The 17,402-nt window shown below is 64.6% G+C and carries 14 protein-coding genes; 5 read left to right on the top strand and 9 right to left on the bottom strand.

Annotation, left to right across the window (positions count from 1 at the left end; genetic code table 11):
• Positions 1-84 precede the first annotated feature (84 nt).
• Positions 85-1,290, top strand: coding sequence for an L-2-hydroxyglutarate dehydrogenase (gene lhgO / locus NGM07_RS08625; protein ID WP_253519501.1), 1,206 nt, complete (start codon positions 85-87; stop codon positions 1,288-1,290).
• Between the two features lie 31 nt (positions 1,291-1,321).
• A complete protein-coding gene (gene rfbD / locus NGM07_RS08620) occupies positions 1,322-2,188 on the top strand; it encodes a dTDP-4-dehydrorhamnose reductase (protein ID WP_253519499.1) in 867 nt (288 codons plus the stop codon).
• Positions 2,189-2,396: 208 nt separating this feature from the next.
• On the opposite strand, the gene glmS is transcribed toward rfbD, so the two are convergent.
• Both glmS and NGM07_RS08610 read right to left on the bottom strand, forming a co-directional pair.
• Positions 2,397-4,190, bottom strand: coding sequence for a glutamine--fructose-6-phosphate transaminase (isomerizing) (glmS, locus tag NGM07_RS08615; RefSeq protein ID WP_253519497.1), 1,794 nt, complete (start codon positions 4,188-4,190; stop codon positions 2,397-2,399).
• Position 4,191: 1 nt separating this feature from the next.
• Positions 4,192-5,394, bottom strand: coding sequence for a sugar phosphate nucleotidyltransferase (locus tag NGM07_RS08610; RefSeq protein ID WP_253519495.1), 1,203 nt, complete (start codon positions 5,392-5,394; stop codon positions 4,192-4,194).
• Between the two features lie 483 nt (positions 5,395-5,877).
• Here NGM07_RS08610 and NGM07_RS08605 point away from each other — a divergent pair, with 483 nt between their 5' ends.
• The 3 genes from NGM07_RS08605 to NGM07_RS08595 are packed head-to-tail and all read left to right on the top strand — an operon-like array spanning position 5,878 to position 8,159.
• Positions 5,878-7,278 (top strand): carboxylate--amine ligase, encoded by a 1,401-nt coding sequence (locus NGM07_RS08605; protein WP_253519493.1) that lies wholly within the window; start codon positions 5,878-5,880, stop codon positions 7,276-7,278.
• Between the two features lie 13 nt (positions 7,279-7,291).
• Positions 7,292-7,681: a DUF7344 domain-containing protein gene (locus NGM07_RS08600; RefSeq protein ID WP_253519491.1), complete on the top strand. Its 390-nt coding sequence runs from the start codon at positions 7,292-7,294 to the stop codon at positions 7,679-7,681.
• A 25-nt stretch (positions 7,682-7,706) separates the two neighbouring features.
• On the top strand, positions 7,707-8,159 hold the full coding sequence (locus tag NGM07_RS08595) for a hypothetical protein (protein WP_253519488.1): 453 nt from the start codon (positions 7,707-7,709) through the stop codon (positions 8,157-8,159).
• A gap of 497 nt (positions 8,160-8,656) precedes the next feature.
• Here NGM07_RS08595 and NGM07_RS08590 read toward each other — a convergent pair whose 3' ends face one another.
• The 7 genes from NGM07_RS08590 to NGM07_RS08560 form a co-directional block, all read right to left on the bottom strand.
• Complete coding sequence (locus NGM07_RS08590; protein WP_253519486.1) at positions 8,657-9,451, bottom strand: SDR family NAD(P)-dependent oxidoreductase; 795 nt, start codon at positions 9,449-9,451, stop codon at positions 8,657-8,659.
• 2 nt (positions 9,452-9,453) lie between these two features.
• The gene (gene dgoD, locus NGM07_RS08585) at positions 9,454-10,605 is read right to left on the bottom strand and encodes a galactonate dehydratase (RefSeq protein ID WP_253519484.1); all 1,152 of its coding nucleotides are present in this window, start codon (positions 10,603-10,605) and stop codon (positions 9,454-9,456) included.
• Positions 10,602-13,319: a glycoside hydrolase family 2 protein gene (locus tag NGM07_RS08580; protein ID WP_253519482.1), complete on the bottom strand. Its 2,718-nt coding sequence runs from the start codon at positions 13,317-13,319 to the stop codon at positions 10,602-10,604. The genes dgoD and NGM07_RS08580 overlap by 4 nt, the downstream gene beginning before the upstream one ends.
• 202 nt (positions 13,320-13,521) lie before the next feature.
• The gene (locus tag NGM07_RS08575) at positions 13,522-14,196 is read right to left on the bottom strand and encodes a hypothetical protein (protein WP_253519480.1); all 675 of its coding nucleotides are present in this window, start codon (positions 14,194-14,196) and stop codon (positions 13,522-13,524) included.
• 5 nt (positions 14,197-14,201) lie between these two features.
• Positions 14,202-15,068, bottom strand: a complete 867-nt coding sequence (locus tag NGM07_RS08570; RefSeq protein ID WP_253519478.1) for a carbohydrate ABC transporter permease — start codon at positions 15,066-15,068, stop codon at positions 14,202-14,204.
• A complete protein-coding gene (locus NGM07_RS08565; RefSeq protein WP_253519476.1) occupies positions 15,065-15,934 on the bottom strand; it encodes a carbohydrate ABC transporter permease in 870 nt (289 codons plus the stop codon). The genes NGM07_RS08570 and NGM07_RS08565 overlap by 4 nt, the downstream gene beginning before the upstream one ends.
• A gap of 68 nt (positions 15,935-16,002) precedes the next feature.
• Positions 16,003-17,295 carry an ABC transporter substrate-binding protein gene (locus NGM07_RS08560; RefSeq protein WP_253519475.1) on the bottom strand — a complete coding sequence of 431 codons (1,293 nt, stop codon included), beginning with the start codon at positions 17,293-17,295 and terminating at the stop codon, positions 16,003-16,005.
• Positions 17,296-17,402: the final 107 nt, after the last annotated feature.

Genomic DNA, 17,402 nt, shown 5'->3' with positions numbered 1-17,402 from the left:
CCGTTCTTAGCTTTTCTGATTTCCTGTAACCCCAGTCTATCCCTCAAACAGAATCTTCAAGATGGTCTTTTTCAACTATCGAATATGCCCGAATACGATGTCGCGGTCGTCGGCGGTGGGTGTATCGGCTGTTCGGTAGCCTATCATCTAGCCCAGCAGACGGCTCTTGACATCTGCGTCATTGAGAAGGAACATCACCTCGCAGCACATCAGAGTGGTCGGAACTCCGGCGTTATCCATCCTGGGTTCAATTACCCTCCAGGGTCATTGAAGGCCAGGTTTGCGACCGAGGGAACCCGGCGAATGAAGGAGTACTGTGCGGACAACGATATTCCAATTACCGAACTCGGTGTTCTCGTAGTTGCAACCGACCAAGTGGAACGCCAACGGTTGACGGAAATTCAGGAGCAGGCAACTGAGAACGATGTCGAAACTCGGATTTTAGATGACAGGGACGCAATACGTGAGCATGAACCTCATGCGGCTGGAGAAGCCGCCTTGTACTGTCCGGAAGCTGCATCCGTGGACTCCCAGAAGTACGTTTATTCGCTTGCCGGCGATGCCGAAAACCTTGGAGTTGACTTCTATATGGATTATGAAGTTAAAGCAGTCCGCACATCAGGTGACATCCACCACCTCCTTACGTCCAACGGAACGCTCACCGCGTCCTACATCGTGAACACCGCAGGGTTATACGCCGATAAACTTGCTTACCAGATGGGAATCGGCGAGCAATATCAAATCGTACCCTTCCGCGGGGAGTACTACGAACTTGTCCCCCAGAAGCGAAACCTCGTGAACTCAATGATTTACCCAACTCCTGATCCCGAACTACCGTTTCTAGGAGTCCACTTCACGCGGCGTACAGACGATAAGGTGATCATCGGCCCGAACGCCGTACTTGCACTCGGTCGCGAGGCATACAACAACACTCAATTTAACACCTCTGAACTAATCTCAACGCTCAGGTACAATGGGTTCTGGAAGCTGTTTACCTCTACAAAGATGGTTAGTGTTGGACTTTCAGAATTGAACAAGTCCTACCGAAAGGATGCGTTCGTTGAAGCGGCACAGTCACTTGTGCCGGCAGTTAAATCCGACGATTTCCGGAAGAGTTATGCGGGCATACGCGCCCAAATTGTTCGCAATGACGGTACGCTCATCAAAGATCCGCTCTTCAAACACGGACCACGGTCTACCCATGTCCTGAACGCAGTTTCGCCAGGACTCACATCCTCACTCCCGTTTGGCGACGTTCTTGCCGATGCGGTCCTTGACCGAATAGAGTAGTATTTTAATCCGCTGCTTGCAACGACTGTGCATGAGACTACTCGTCATTGGTGGCTCTGGACTTGTCGGATCGAACGTCGTTACTATCGGTTCTGACGCCGGAATGGAGGTTCACGCAACATATCTCACTACAGAAACCGACAAAACAGACGTCAGATTAGATAAAACCGACTCTGAACGGACGAGTAGCGTTATTGAACAAATCGCTCCGGACGTCATCGTTGATACCGCAGCGTTCCACGCGGTCGACAACTGCGAGTCTGAACGTAATCGCGCATGGTCGGTGAACGCCGCTGGAACACGTAACGTCGCCATTGCGGCAAATACAGTCAATGCTCACCTAATCTACCTCTCGACCGACTACGTGTTTCCCGGTCGTCCGGAGGATTCACCCTACGTTGAGTCTGACCCCATTGACCCACCGAACTATTATGCCGAAACCAAGTACGCAGGCGAACAGGCGGCAAAAATTGCGGATGCAGCGACTATCCTCCGACCGAGCGTAATTTACGGAGTGGCAAATTCCAACTTCGTCACGTGGGCACTCGGGGAACTCAAAGAGGGGAATGAGCTAACTATCGTGGACGACCAAATCTCTGCTCCGACGTACGCGCCAGATTTAGCACAGACCTGCCTCAATATCGGAGAAGAGAAACTTACAGGTACCTACCATGCGACCGGTCCACGTTCCATGTCTCGATATGATTTTACGATTATACTAGCCAATGTCTACGGCTTTGACTCCGAACTAATAACCCCGATTAGTACTGAAGAATTCGGTCAAGAGGCCCCTCGGCCAACAGACAGCACCCTTGACTCAACTCAATTATACGATGCTATTGACTACCGATTCCGAGACCCTGAAGTGGCACTCAGTCTTATGCAGTCAAAAATGTAATTCGGCGTCTTCTTTGAGTGCACGCCATCCGGGGTAACTGTGTTAGTCGTACAATAGTTCACGTAGAATTGACTTCGTCTGCTAAGTGACCTAGAACGGGTCTCCGTCGAAGTTAAATTTCTCGCGATTCATCGGTAACCAGATCGGATCGGCGTGTGAACCCGAACGCAGTAGCCAAATGGCCGAGTACCCCAGAAAAGAGTCACCCTTACTCCACCGTCACGCTCTTCGCCAGATTCCGCGGTTTATCGATACTCCGCCCCAGCTCCTTCGCCACGTAGTACGACACCAACTGCAACTGGACATTCGCCAGCACCGGCGCTAACCTGGGATGCGTCTCGGGCACTTCAAGCACCTCCTCGGCGTACCGAGCAACGTCCGACCTTCCATCTGTGACCGCGACCACCGGCGCGTCTCGCGCCTCCACTTCCTTCACGTTCCCGATGGTCTTCGTCGCGGGCTCACCGTCGCCCGTCACCACCGCGAACACGGGCGTCTCGCCGGTCACCAGCGCCAGTGGGCCGTGCTTCAACTCGCCAGCAGCGAACCCCTCCGCGTGCTTGTACGTGATCTCCTTCATCTTCAGCGCACCCTCCAGCGCGACGGGATAGTGGCACTCCCTGCCGATGAAGAAGTACGCTTCGCTGTCGAGGAACCGTTCAGCAACCTCCTCTGCGCGCGACGAATCCAATATCTCCTGGACCTGCCCCGGCAGATTACGCAGCGCCTCGACGACCTCGCGGGACTTCCTCGTCTGTCCCGTCAGCGACAGCGCCACCAGGTTCGCGGCGACGGCCTGCGCGGAGAACGTCTTGGTCGCGGCCACGCCGATTTCGGGACCAGAGCGAATGTACATCGCTCGGTCACACCCCCGGGCGACCGTCGACCCCACGACGTTCGTTACCGCCAGCGTCTCGACGCCGTGATTGGCAACCGACCGCAGCGCCGCCAGCGTGTCGGCCGTCTCGCCGCTCTGGGTAATCCCCACCACGAGCGTCCCCTCCTGCACGGGCGGCGGCGAGGTGGCGTATTCGCTCGCCAGGAACGCCTGGGCGGGAATCCCTTCCTCGTGGAGCAACTGCGTCGCGTACAGCGCGGCGTTGTAGCTCGTTCCGCAGGCGACGAACTGAACCTCGGAGGGCTCCAACTCGCCTAACTCCTCCAGATTCACCGACCCCGTCATCTCGTCGACGCGCCCGCGGAGACACTGCCGGAGCGCCCGGGGTTGCTCGTGGATCTCCTTCAACATGTAGTGGTCGTAGCCGCTCTTGGCGGTTTCCTCGGCGTCCCACTCCACCTGGCTCACCGACTTGTTCAACAGCCGTCCGCCGCGGTCGGTCACGCCCCACGCCCCGTTCTCCAGTCGCGCGAACTCGCCGTCCTCCAGGTACACCACCTTATCGGTGTAGTCCAGGAACGCGGGCACGTCGCTCGCCAGGTACGCCGCGTCGTCGCCGACGCCGACGACCAGCGGCGAACCGTCTCGGGTCGCCAGCACGGCGTCCGAGCCCTCGAAGACGGCCGCCAGCGCGTAGCTCCCTTCCAGCTGTGAGACCGCCTCGCGGAACGCATCCTCGGGCGATTTCCCGGCGGCCAGCGCGTCCTCGATCAGGTGCGGGACGACCTCGGTGTCGGTTTCGCTGTCGAACTCGTGGCCCTTTTCTACTAACTCCGCCCGGAGCGCATCGTAGTTCTCGATGATGCCGTTGTGGACCACGGCCACCTCGCCCGTGCAGTCCGTATGGGGATGCGCGTTCTGGTCCGAGGGCGGGCCGTGGGTGCTCCAGCGGGTGTGGCCGATGCCGGCCGGCCCGCCCAGGTCACCGTCGACCGCACGGAGCAGGCGTTGAATCTCGCCCTCGCGCTTGCAGACGTCGAGCGACCCGTTCGCCAGCGCGACGCCCGCCGAGTCGTAGCCGCGGTACTCCAGCCCCTCCAGCCCCGTCAGCAGCACGTCGAGGGCGTCGCCGCTCGGCCCCGCGTACCCGATGATGCCGCACATATCAGCGGAAGACCTCCGCCCGCTCATCAATGTTCTCGTCGACGGTGACGCCGGTCCGGAGGTGGGCGTTCGGCCCGACGAGCGTTCCGGGCGCGACGCTCACGTCGCCCTCGGCCCGGACGCGGTCGGCCAGCACCGCGCCGAGGCGCCGGTCGGCGAAGACGCGGTCGTCGACCCGGACGTCGCCGGGACCGCCCGGCACCGTCGTCGCCGGGCCGAGGTGGACGCCCTGGCCGGTTACGCAGTCGAACAGCGTGGCGTTCGCGCCGACGCGCGCGTCGGTGTCGAGCACCGACCGCTCGACCACGGCGTTCGCGCCCACGGTGACGTTCCGGCCGAGCGCGGCGAACGGGCCGACGACCGCGCCCGCCCGGACCTCGCAGTCGGGACCGACGACGACCGGCCCCTGGAGAGTGGCGTCGTCGTGGATCGCCGCGCTGTCGGCCACCCAGACCGACTCCTCGAGCGCGGGTTCGACCACTCGCCCGGCGAGCAGGAGGTCCTCGGCGACCGACAGCAGGTCCCAGGGGTAGGTCGCGTCGACCCACAGCCCCTCGGTGGCGACGCCGCGAACCGGCAGGTCGGCCTCGATGAGTCGCTCGATGGTGTCGGTCAGCGCGAGCTCGCCCCGCACGCGCGGGGTGTCCTCGACGGCGTCGAAGATGGTCTCGTCGAAGGCGTAGACGCCCGCGTTGAGCAGGCGGTAGTCGTCCTCCTCGGGTTTCTCGACCAGTTCGACCACGCGGTCGCCCTCGACGACGAGCGCGCCGTAGTGGGAGACGTCGGCGCCCTCGGCGGCCGCCAGCGTCGCGCTCGCGTCGCCGGACTCGAAGGCGTCGAGCACGTCGGCGACCATCTGGCGCTCGACAACCTGGTCGCCGTTGACGACCAGGAAACCCGACTCGCCGGCGACGCCCTCGCGGGCCTGCAGCAGGGCGTGGCCGCTGCCGAGTTGCTTGTCCTGGACGACGTAGTTGACGGGGACGTTGCGGTACGTCGGGCCGAAGTGGTCCTGGACGCGGTCACGCTTGTACCCGACGACGACGTGGAGGCGCTCGATTCCGGCGTCGATGAGGGCGTCGAAGACGTGTTCGAGGATGGGGCGGTCGGCGGCGGGCAACATCGGCTTGGGCCGATTCCGAGTGAGCGGGCGGAGTCGCATCCCCTCACCCGCGGCCAGCACGACGGCGGCGCGAACTGTCATGTGTGGCGCATCGATAACGAGCCGTATCAACTTTCGGCTTGACTCGGCCGCCAGCCTCCGAGGAGAAAAGGAGTCGGCGAAGCAACCTGTCGCGGGACTTCGAGTCGGGCGAGCGACGGTGTCCGTCGCTCGCCCGACTCCTCCGATACGCACCTGCCTCCTCCGATACCCCTCCATCCCGGGGGCGACAGCCTCGGACCACACTTCTCGGTCCTGTTAACCGAATCGCCGGTCCGACTCCGCCCGGTCGACTTCGCGCGTCGGAGTCCGACCGATTTCCGTCGGCGCGCCCGAGTGACGACGATTCGAGCAGCGTCAGCGACGATACGTGACAGCAGGGTCGACTTATCGGCTCTTCGCGGCCGTTCAGGGGTAGATTTCTAAAGCGCCTCCGGGCCTTGTTACAATTTCTCACACCACCGCTCGTCGCGTATCACCGCCAAGGACTGTATAACAAACGCACATAATCTCGATGTCAGGAGCATGGGTGCACGCCAACCCTCCGACGCCGGGGTGATCGTGCCGGCGATCAACACGGCGAGTAGCACCGCAGCCCTCCGATCGCTGGGACGCCGCGACGTTCGGACGATCGCCGTCTCCGAAAAAGCGGCTCCGCCGGCGTTCGATTCCAGATACTGCGACGAAGCCATCGCCGTCCCCGACCCCGCGACGGACCTCCGAGCGTACGAAGACGCGTTGCTCGAACTCGCCAGACGTCCCGACGTCCGGACCGTCCTCCCGTTTCGCGAGGCCGACGTCTACGCGCTGGCCCGGAATCGGTCGGCGTTCGCCCGACACGTGGGCACGCCGTGGCCGTCGCTCGACACCCTCTCGAAGGTTCAGGACCGGGTCGAACTCTTCGACGCCGCGGAGGCCGCCGGCGTCCCGACGCCCGAAACCCGGACGGCCGACGAGTGGGACGACTGGGACCGGGACGTCATCGTCAAACCCCGCTACACGGTCCACGCGACCGAGTACGCCGACCGGTTCGCCGAGAGCCACACCCAGCGGAGTTCGACGCGGTACGTCGCGCCGGACGAATCGCCGGATTGCGAGGCGTTGGTCGCCGAGATGGGCCACGTTCCGATGGTCCAGGAGTTCGTCCCGTCGTCGGACGAGTACGGCTTCTTCGCGCTGTACGACCGCGGCGAGGCGGTCGCGACGTTCCAGCACCGCCAGCGACGCGGGTGGCGGTACAGCGGCGGGCCGAGCGCCTACCGCCAGTCGGTCGACATCCTCGCCCTCGAAACCGCGGGGCTCGCGCTGCTGGACGCGCTGGACTGGCACGGCGTCGCGATGGTCGAGTTCCTGCGCGACCCCGACACCGGCGAGTTCCAACTCATGGAGGTCAACCCCCGGTTCTGGTCGTCGCTTCCCTTCACCGTCCAGGCCGGCGTCGACTTCCCCTACCTCTACTGGTCGCAGGCGACGGGCCTCCCGGTCGAGGGACCGATCGAGTACGACGTAGGGACGGCGGGCCACCTGCTCCGGGGCGAACTCCTCCACCTCCGCAGCATCCTCGCCGACGACTACCCGCTGGTCGACCGGCCGCCGTTCGCGCGGACGGCCCTCGCCGTCGCGGCGTCGCTCGTCCGCCACCCCCGCTTCGACTACCTTGACCTCTCGGACCCCGGGCCGTTCGTCCGAGACGTCGGCGAGGCGCTCGGCCAGCTCCGGGGGCGGAGCGCGTCGGAGGGCCGACCGAGCGCCGACGACCGGTCGGAGCGCGAGCGCGGGACCGATGCGTCGGCCGAGCGTGAAGGTCCGAAGACCGACTCGCCCCGGCGCGAATCGCCCCCGCACGAATCGTCGGCGACCGACTCGCCCGACCCCGAAGGGTCGGCGCTCCGAACCGCGGTCCAGACGCTGTTCACGCGGTTCTGAGAGGTGACCTCGAATGACCGCACCGCAGTCGCTCGACGCGCTCTTCGGTCTACTGGCGAACCGCCGCCGACGGTACGTCCTCTACTGCCTCTCGGACGCCGGGGAAACCGACCTCTCGACCGACCGGGTCGCAGAGGCAGTCCTGGAACGCGAGCGGGACTGGGACGACGCCCCGGACGCGGCGGGCCGGAACCGCGAGGACGCGATTCGCACCGAACTCCACCACGAACACCTGCCCCGTCTGGCCGACGCCGGACTCATTGACTACGACTCGGAGACTCGAACGGTTCGCAACTGGAACGACCCGTCGCTCGAACGCTGGGTCGACGACGAGTCGAACGAACTTCCGCGCCTCCGGTCGCTGTTCGACGTCGGGGACGAGGCCGACGGGCGGTCGGGGTGACGGCCGCCCGATTCGAACTCACGCCATGAACGCCGTCACGATACGAATCCGGAAACGCCGGTACGACACCCTGGTGAACGCCATCGCCGCGCTCCTCGCGAGCTACGACGTCGCGGGACCGCCGAGCGAGGCGTTCGACGTCGAGACGCTGGCGGCGGTCGGGTCGTTCGACGAGTTCGAAATCCTGCGGGACTTCGCGATTCGACTGGGCGAAGCCGACCCCGTGGACACGGCCGGCGAGGACGACGGGAGTGAATCTGTGTCCGAGGAGAACGACTCGGAATCCGGCGACGAGGACGCGGAGTACGTCGAGGTCGACGTTCACGCCCACCATCTCGTCGCCGCGGTCGCGGCGTTCCCCGACCTCAGGGGCGCGGCCGACGTCCCCGAGGCGGAACTGCTCGTCGTCGTCCAGGGGCTCTGCTACGAGTACCTCGTCGCTGTGGCCGGGCGGTCGCTCCGTCGGGACGAAACGTGACCGTCTAGGAGCGACCGCTGAGATTCAAGTGCCAGCGAGGCGGTGTGGACAAAATAATTTGTACGCTCGGCGGTATACTTTCGGTGTGTCGGAGTTCATCTTTGGGAGTCAAGTCGACGTCGGACGAGCGGTCGTCGTTCACGACGAACGGTCAGTCGTCGGGGCTAGAGACAGTAGATGTCCGAGACGACGCCGCGTTGAAGTCAGGTTCATAGCAGCCAGCCCTCGTGGGTGCGCGTCTATATTCGACAATATCAACTATATAGGGGTTATTCCAGTCATATTGGCGCTAAATGGAGGTTATTGGGGTCAATTGGTTCACACATCGTCGTTCAAATTGAATAGTTCCACTACCTCTTCTCGTCGGGCTACGGCCCCCACATATTACAATCAATTCTGTGTGAAAGTCCGATTCTGCACGAACGGACCGTCGGAGGCGACGGACGACCGAACTGACGGGACGGCCGACGAGGCCGCCGAAGTCGTTCGGCGCCGGATTATCGGCGCGCGCGGTAGTCGGGGAGCGTGTCGTCCTGCATCACCGCCGTGCGTCCACCGTCGACGAGCAGGTTCGCTCCCGTGACGAACGCCGCGTCGTCGCTGGCAAGGAAGGTGACCGCCCCGGCCACGTCCTCGGGCGTTCCGATTCGACCGACCGGGTGGATGGACGCCAGTTCACGCCGGTACTCCGGGTCCATCCCGTCGGTCGTTCGTTCGATGGCGACCCAGCCCGGATTGACCGTGTTCACACGGACGTCGGGTCCGAAGTCGAGCGCCATCGCGCGGGTCATCCCGTCGATGCCGGCTTTCACCGCGTTGTACGGGAAGTGACTCGGCATCGTCAGGTGAGCGTGGTTCGAGGAGACGTTGACGATGGCGCCCTCGTCCATGTACTCCCTCGCGTGCTTGGCGCAGAGCCAGTACGACCGGAAGTCCGTTTCGAGGACGAACTCCCAGTCGTCCACGTCGGCCTCGTCGGCCGCGGTTTCGGTCTGGACGCCCGCGTTGTTCACGAGGACGTCGACGCCGCCGAACGCGTCGTCGGTCGCCTCGAACAGGGCCGCGATGTCGTTGGGGTCGCGCATGTCGGCCGGGACGAACGTCGCGTCGCCGCCTTCCTCGCGAATCTCGGCGACCACGCGCTCGCCGTCTTCGCGAGTGCGCCCGGTGACGACGACGTCGGCGCCCTCCTCGGCGAACCGACGGACGGTCCCCTCTCCGATGCCGCGGGTCGACCCCGTGACGACGACCGTCTCGCCTTCGAACCTGCCGGACGCGGATTCACCCGTCACTGTCACCACTCCGCGACGGACCCGTCGTCGCGGTGCCAGACGGGGTTGTGCCAGTCGACCTCGTGTTCGGCGCGCTCCCGGACGGTTTCCTCGTCGATCTCGATGCCGAGGCCAGGGTCGGTCGGCATCTCGATGTAGCCCTCGTGGTAGTCGAACACGTCGGGGTCGGCGAGGTAGTCCAGCACGTCGCTGGTTTCGTTGTAGTGGATGTCGAGGCTCTGCTCCTGAATGAGCGTGTTCGGCGAGCAGGCGTCGACCTGCACGCAGGAGGCCAGCGCGATGGGCCCGAGCGGGCAGTGAGGGGCGACGGCGACGTCGTAGGCCTCGGCCATGCTGGCGATCTTCTTGACCTCGGTGATGCCGCCGGCGTGACTCAGGTCCGGTTGGATGACGTCGACCGCGCCCGATTCGAACACCTCCTTGAAGTCCCACCGCGAGTACATCCGCTCGCCAGTCGCGATGGGCGTCGTCGTGTGGGCGGCGATGTCGGGAAGGGCGTCGTTGTGCTCGGGCAGCACCGGTTCCTCGACGAAGAACGGCTCGTAGGGTTCGAGCGCCTTCACCAACCGCTTGGCCATCGGCTTCGGCACGCGACCGTGGAAGTCGACGCCGATGTCGACCTCGTCGCCGACCGCCTCGCGGACCTGCGCGAGGCGGTCGACGGCCGACTCGACCGCCGCCGGAGTGTCGACGAACCGGAGTTCGGACGTGGCGTTCATCTTCAGCGCGGTGAAGCCGGCGTCGACTTTCTCCTTGGCCGCGTCGCCCACGTCGGCGGGTCGGTCGCCGCCGATCCACTGATAGACCCTGATGCGTTCGCGGGCGCGCCCGCCGAGCAGTTCGTAGACGGGCGCGCCGAAGTGCTTGCCCTTGATGTCCCAGAGCGCTTGGTCGATGCCCGCGATGGCCGACATCAGCACGGGTCCGCCGCGATAGAAGCCTCCGCGGTACATCGTCTGCCAGTGCTTCTCGATCGGGAGCGGGTCCTCCCCGATGAGGTAGTTGTCCATCAGTTCCTCGACGGCCGCGCGCACCGTCTTCGCGCGCCCCTCGACGACCGGTTCGCCCCAGCCGACGGTGCCGTCGCTGGTGGTGACCTTCAGGAACAGCCACCGGGGCGGTACTTCCATCAGTTCGTAGTCGGTGATCTTCATCGGTGAGCTAGTGATTTCAGCAAGCGATTGATAAGGATTGTCCCGACCGGGTTCGACCCGTAGCGGTCGGGGACCCGGAACGTGCAGGCGGTGACCGTCCCGTCGCCGACGGTCCGGGTGACGAGCGACCCGGCGAAGTTGGCGAGCCAGCCCTCGACGTACCCGGCGTGAACCGCGTCGACGTCCGCGTCGACGTCCGAGGCGACGGCGTAGGGGTAGAGATCGTCGAACGCCCAGCCGAGGCGCCCGTCGTCGGTCAACGATTCGAACAGCGGCGAGTCGGCGTAGTGGAACGAGGCGACGAGGTTCCAGCTTTCGGTCGCGGGGAGGTCCCGGAACTCGAAGGGACCGCCGCCGTCCATGCCGCCGTCCTGCTCGGGCACCTGGACGACCGCGCCGCCCGACTCGGCGAACGAGCGGACGGTTTCGTCGACCGCCGAGACGACCGCAACGTCGACCTCGTCGGTGAGGTCGTGCTGAACGTCGAATCCGTCCGCCGCGAGTTCGGGCGCGAGCGCACCGCGGACGAAGATGAGAGGGTCGTCACCCTCCCCGTCAACGTCCGCCCCGTCGTCGGTCGAACGCTCGACGAACCAGACAGGTTCGGTCGAATGCGCGGGAGCGACGTCAGTCGACAGTTCCGCGCGTACCTCGGTCCGGGCGACCGCGTCGACGTCGGCCGCCTCGACCGCGAACGCATCCTCGACGGTCGTGGCGTCGAAGCCGTCCACCTCGACGGGAAGCGACCCCGACCGGTCGCCGGCCTCCCACGACAGCGTCGCGTCGAGGGCCTCCGTCGTATCGTTGACGACCGTGACGGAGACGGGAATCGTCTCGTCGTCCCACGCCGACCGGCGTGCGGGGGACAACCGAACCATCACCGCGTCGTTGACCGCCGCGAACGCGTCGGCGAACGACTTCTCGGTGCGGTCGTACTCCAGGATTCCGTTGAACTCCCACTCGATGTCCGAGAACTCCGTGATGACGTACCCCGCGACACCGTCGCGAATCCGGGTCTGCTCGATGACGTCCTTGACGGACGCGTACTCGCGTTCCTGCCAGGCGTCGGCGAGCGCGTCGTACCCGTCGTACACGTCGGGGAGCGTCGTCTCTCCGTGTCGGTCGTCGACGCCCGCCGGACGCTTGATGGGGTCGTCGAAGAACTCGTGGTCGAACCACGGCGGGTCGCCATCGTACTGCTCGCGGAGCGCCGGCAGGTCGGGGAACCCCCACGTCCCGAACTCGGAGAGGACGATCGGCGTCTCGTCGGGATCCGTTTTGGTGGCGCCGTAGTTGTCGGCGGGGTGGGCGAGCATGTGGTCTAAGTCCTCGCTCCAGGCGGCCGCGCGGTCGGGGCTCACGAAGTAGCGGTGGTAGTCGTTGACGTCGGTGGCGACGTGAGCCCACCCCGAGTTGTCACAGACGAGTCGGGTCGGGTCGAGTTCGCTCGCCTCTTCGTAGAAGTCCGCGAGGTACGACTGTTTCTCGGCGTCGGTCCAGAGCGACTCCTCGTCCTCGTGACCGCCGAGCCCCCACTCCTCGTTGTAGAGGCTCCAGACGACGACGCTCGGGGCGTTGTAGTCCCGCTCGACGAGTCCGACGAACTGCTCGCGTAGCTCCGTCCGGGACCGCTCGGTGTCCACGGACGGGTTGGCCGGCTCCTCCCAGACGAGGATGCCGAGGCGGTCGGCCGCCTCGACGAAGTCGGGGTGGGCGGGCTTGATGTGCTTGCGAAGCAGGTTGAATCCGAGCTCCTTGGCCGTCTCGATCTCGCGCTCGAACAGGTCGTCGGAGAACGGCCGGTACAGCGTCTCGGGGTAGTACGCCTGGTCGAGGGCGCCCCGAATCCGAATCGGTTCGCCGTTGAGCAGGAACCGGTCGCCGTCGGTTTCGAAGCTCCGCATGCCGAAGTAGTCGGCGAACCGGTCGACGGTTCCGCCGTCGGCCGACAGCCGAACTTGGAGGTCGTAGAGGTGTGGCGTCTCCAGCGTCCAGTACGTCGGCTCGTCGATGGAGAGGGTGACCTCCGCCGTCTCCCCGAGGTCGACCGTCTCCGTCGCGACGCGGTCGCCGTCCTCTGAAACCGTCACGCGGGCCTCGAGGTCGGACGACTCGTACTGCCCGGAAACGACGTCGAGAGCGACGCTGACGGTGTCGTCGTCGAGGTCGGGCGTGGCCGCCGCGCGTTCGACCCGGGTCGCCGGGCGAACTGCGAACTCGACGTCGCCCCAGATGCCGCTGACGCGCGTATACCACGGTTCGCCCTGCTTCCCGTGAGGAATCTCGGAGATGTCCTCGGGGTCGTGGACCCTGACCGAGACGACGTTCTCGCCGGGTTCGAGGGCCTCGGTGGCGTCGAACTCGAACGGGAGGTAGCCGCCCCGGTGGGTGCCCAGTTCCGTCCCGTTCACGTAGACGGTCGCCTCGTAGTCGACCGCGGCGAACCGGAGGAACGCCCGCTCGCCTTCCCGCGGCGCCTCGGCGTCGAACGCGCGTCGGTACCAGACGGCGCCGGCGTAATCGCGGTAGTCGTCCAGTTCCTGCCAAGAGTGGGGCACCTCGACCGAGCGCGTCTCGCGGTCGGTCCAGGCGGCGTCGGGTTCGTACCACCCCTCCGCCCATCCGACGTCGTCGGGGTCGGGGGCGAACTCCCACTCGCCGGAGAGGTCGGTTTGCGTGCGATACGTTTCGTCGTGATCGACTTCCATCGTCATTGTGTTTCGTTACAGCGTGCGTTCGTTCGGTGGTCGGCTGGCGATTCGTGCGACGGTCGCGGTTCGTCGGCGGTCGAACTGTCCCCCGGTGGGCGCCCGTTCGGCATCTGCTGGGGCGGCGAAACCTTCCGGGGAGTCGGTCGACGTCCCCTCGAATACGGAGAGTGCCGGCGCCTGCGGTGGCGCCGGACGTCGTGACGTGTCATCCGGCGACCGCCCGCGACTCCACCGCGGAACCCTCGTCGTCTTCGGGCGCTCGCGCCAGCAGGTGGTGGTGGAGCGAGAACGCCACCGCGGGGAACACGAGCACCACCGCCACGGTCAGCGCGAGCGAGACGACGAACAGCGCCGCGGTGACGAGCGCTGCGCTCACCGCGAGGGTGGGATGCGCTCTCACCCAGGAGGTGCCCGCGCCCACGGCCGTTCGGACGTCCGCCCCGTCGCTCAGTGCGACGAACGCCGCGGACAGGACGAGGCCGGTGTAGAGCGTTCCGTAGACGCTGATGACGGTGAGTACCCCCGCGAGCAGGTCGCCCGTCCGGAGGAACTCCGCGGCGTAGAGGCCGCTGATTCCGGCCAGCGCGAGGAGTACCCAACCGAGCAACAGCGCGTGGCCGCCGGTCTTCCGGACGGTCGCCGCGACTCGGCGCCAGTCGACCGAACCTCGGGCTCTCAGCGAGCCCACGGCCGCGTACGCCGCGAGCGTCGCGGGGCCGACGGTGACGACGGGCAGCGCCATCACGGTCCACGCGAGGCTCACGGCCAACAGCGAGAGGCCGTGGGCGTACGCGAACTGCGCGGTTTCGACGATCGCCTCGCGCAGGGTGTCGGCGTCGGCGTCGCGGCGGTCGGTCGAGCGGGCGGTGGCCGTTCTCATCCTCGTCATCCCGTAGTCCCCTGGATCTGGATCGCGTTGATCAGGTAGTCCTGGAGCATCAGGAACACGATGAACAGCGGCAGGGACGCGATGAGCGTGGCCGCCATCGCGAGGCCGGGTTGGAACACCTGACTGTTCGAGAGCGTCACCAGTCCGATCGGGAGCGTGTAGAGCTTGTTCGACTGCAGTACCAGCAGCGGCCACAGGAAGTTGTTCCAGCTCGTGACGAACGTGAACAGTGCGAGCGCCGTCAGCGGCGACTTCATCAGCGGCAACACGAGTCTCGTGTAGATCTGGAACGAGGAGAAGCCGTCGAGCCGGGCGGCCTCCTCGACCTCGTCGGGGAAGTCCCGGAAGAACTGCACGAGCAGGAACACCCCGAGCGGGCCGGCCGTGAGCGGGAGAATGACCGCGAGGTAGTTGTTCAGCAGTCCGAGCTCCGACACCAGCGTGTACAGCGGCACGATGTTGACGTAGGTCGGCACCATGAAGCTCGCGACGATGACCGCGAGCACGACGTTCTTGCCCGGCCAGTCGAGTCGGGTCAGCGAGAACGCGATCAGCGAGTCGACGACCAGCACCAGCACCGTGGTGCTCACGGCGATGATGAACGTGTTGATGGTCCACTCGACGATCAGTGACTGCGTGAGGACCTGCCTGTACCACGCGAACGTGATCTCGCTCGGAATCCAGTGGGGGACCTGCGAGAACAGCTGACCCTTCGGCTTCAGTGACGTCGAGATCATCCAGAGGTACGGCAGCAGGAACAGGAACGCGGCGCCGTACAGCGCGACGTAGAGGCCTGCCGTGCGGAGCCGGCTCTCGAGGTCCTCGTTCGACGCTTCGGTCCGGTGAGTGGGTTGCTCGGTCATTGGTCACCTCCGAGGAGGAAGTAGTTGGCGAGCGAAACCGTGATCAGCACCGCGAACAGAAAGTAGCCGACCGCGGCGGCGTATCCGAACTCGTGTTGCTGGAACGCGATTTCGTACAGGTACATCACGAGGGTCTGGGTCGAGTTACCGGGACCGCCGCCCGTCATGATGTAGACCTGGCCGAAGATCTGGAACGACGCGATGAACTGCACGATCGTCACGAACACGAGCGCGGGTTTCATCTGCGGGATGGTGATGTCCCGGAGCATCCGCCAGTTGCTGGCACCGTCGAGCTTCGCGGCCTCGTACAGTCGCTCCGGCACGTTCTGACGAGCCGAGAACAGGATCACGAAGTTGAACCCCAGCGTCCACCAGATGGTCGCGATGGCGACCGCTGGCATCGCGAACAGGTACGAACTCAACCACGCCGGCGCGCTGGCCACGAACAGCTCCAGGTAGTAGTTGAGGAGGCCGTACTGCGGCGCGAATATCTCCATCCAGACCAGCGCGACGACCGACACGGTCAGGATGTACGGGCTGAAGAAGACCGCCCGGAGGAACCGCTGGCCCTTCACCTCCCGGTTGACGCCGAGCGCCAACAGCAGGCCGAGGACGACCAGCGGCGGGACGGTCAGCACGACGAAGTAGAACGTGTTCTTCACCGAGGTCCAGAACACCGGGTCGTTGAACATCCGCACGTAGTTCTGGAACCAGATGAACTCGGACTGTGACGGGAAGATCGGGTTCCAGTCGTACAGGCTCATCCGGAGCCCCTTCAGCAGCGGGTACAGCAGGAAGACGCTGAAGACGAGCAGATACGGGAGCGCGAACAGCACCCCTTCGACCGTCTCTCGGTCGACGTTCACCGGAAGCGCGTCGCTGACCGTACGGGCGCGAGTTTCGTTTGGTGACTCCGACGCCATGATATCTCGCTCTACTTACCCAGGATGCCGTTGACTTCTTTCTCGGCCTTGCTGAGGGCCGGCTTGGGCTTCGACTTGTGCGAGTAAATCTTCTCTAAGGCCTTCCAGATGGGTTCTTTGTACTCGGTGATGGACTTGGTCTGGGGCATGTACACCAGTTGGTCGTTCGACGCCATCTCGTAGAACGTGCTCAGAGTCTTGTCCCAGACGGCCGCGTTCCGAAGCTTCTTCGACTCGAGGACCGACTTGCTCGCCGGCAGGTGGCCGGCGATGGTGCCCCACTTCTGGTTCTGCTGGGTGAGCCACTTCGCGGCCGTGACGGCCGCCTTGGTCTTCGCTTTGCTCCGGTTCTTCTTGTACGGGACCGCGAGGGTGTGGCTGTTCGCCCACGCGGGTCCGCTTCCGCTCCCGCCGGGACCGACGAACGGTTTGGCCATGCCCCACTTGAACTTCTGCTCCTTGGCGACGCCGTAGTACCACGTTCCGTTGACGGTCATCGCGAGGTCGCCGGCGCGGAACGCCTTGGTACCGCGGTCTTCGCTCGAGTTGGCCTTGTCCCAGTTCCACTTGCCGGTCAGGTCGGAGTAGAAGTTCGCGACCGCCAGACCGTGTTTGTCGTTGAACGCGGCCTTCGACTTGTCGTCGGTCAGGAGCTTCCCCCCGTGCTGGTTGAGGAACGCGAGGTACGTGCGCAACAGCGACGATCCGGCGTACGGACCGGGGTTGAACGCGTACTTGTCCGTCTTCGAGACGATCGCGTTCGACGCGTCCTTGAGCTCCTTGAAGTTCGTCGGCGGACTCGCCGAGTCAAGACCGGCCTTCTCGAAGATGTCCTTGTTGTAATAGAGGCCGACCGGATGGGTGTCGAGGGGAAGCGCGAGACGCTTACCGTCGACTTGCGTCTTCTTCCAAATCGACTGGACGTACTTGTCGCCCTCGCCTGATCCGAGGTGATCGCCCAGCGGCATCACGACGTCCTTGTACTTCGCGAGTCGGGTCGCGTGGATCACGCCGAGGTCCGGGGGATTCCCGCCCGTCAGCGACGTGTACAGTTTGTCGTAGTACTTGTCCCACGGAAGCCGCTGGCGCTTGATCTGGATGCCGTCGTGCTGTTTGTTGAACTCGTCGACCAGCGCTTTCATCGCCTTCCCGTCGCCGCCGCCGAACAGCGTCCAGAACTTGATGGTGGTCGTCTTCCCGCCGTTGACGTTGCCGACGTTCTCGCCGCTCTTGGTCGACTCTTTGCCGTTCCCGTCGTTGCCGCCCATGCATCCGGCGAGGCCGGCCGCACCGGCCGCACTCACCGTTTTGACGAACCTTCGTCTATCGACGAAAGGCTGCTTGTCTTTGTTTGGCATACGATGTCACCAACTGGATACTGGCAGATAAAAGTTCTCCAAATTGGTACTCA

Source organism: Halorussus vallis, from assembly GCF_024138165.1.
GTDB lineage: Archaea > Halobacteriota > Halobacteria > Halobacteriales > Haladaptataceae > Halorussus > Halorussus vallis.
The sequence above is the reverse complement of the archived record's forward strand: the minus strand, read 5'-3'. Positions and strand labels throughout refer to the sequence as shown.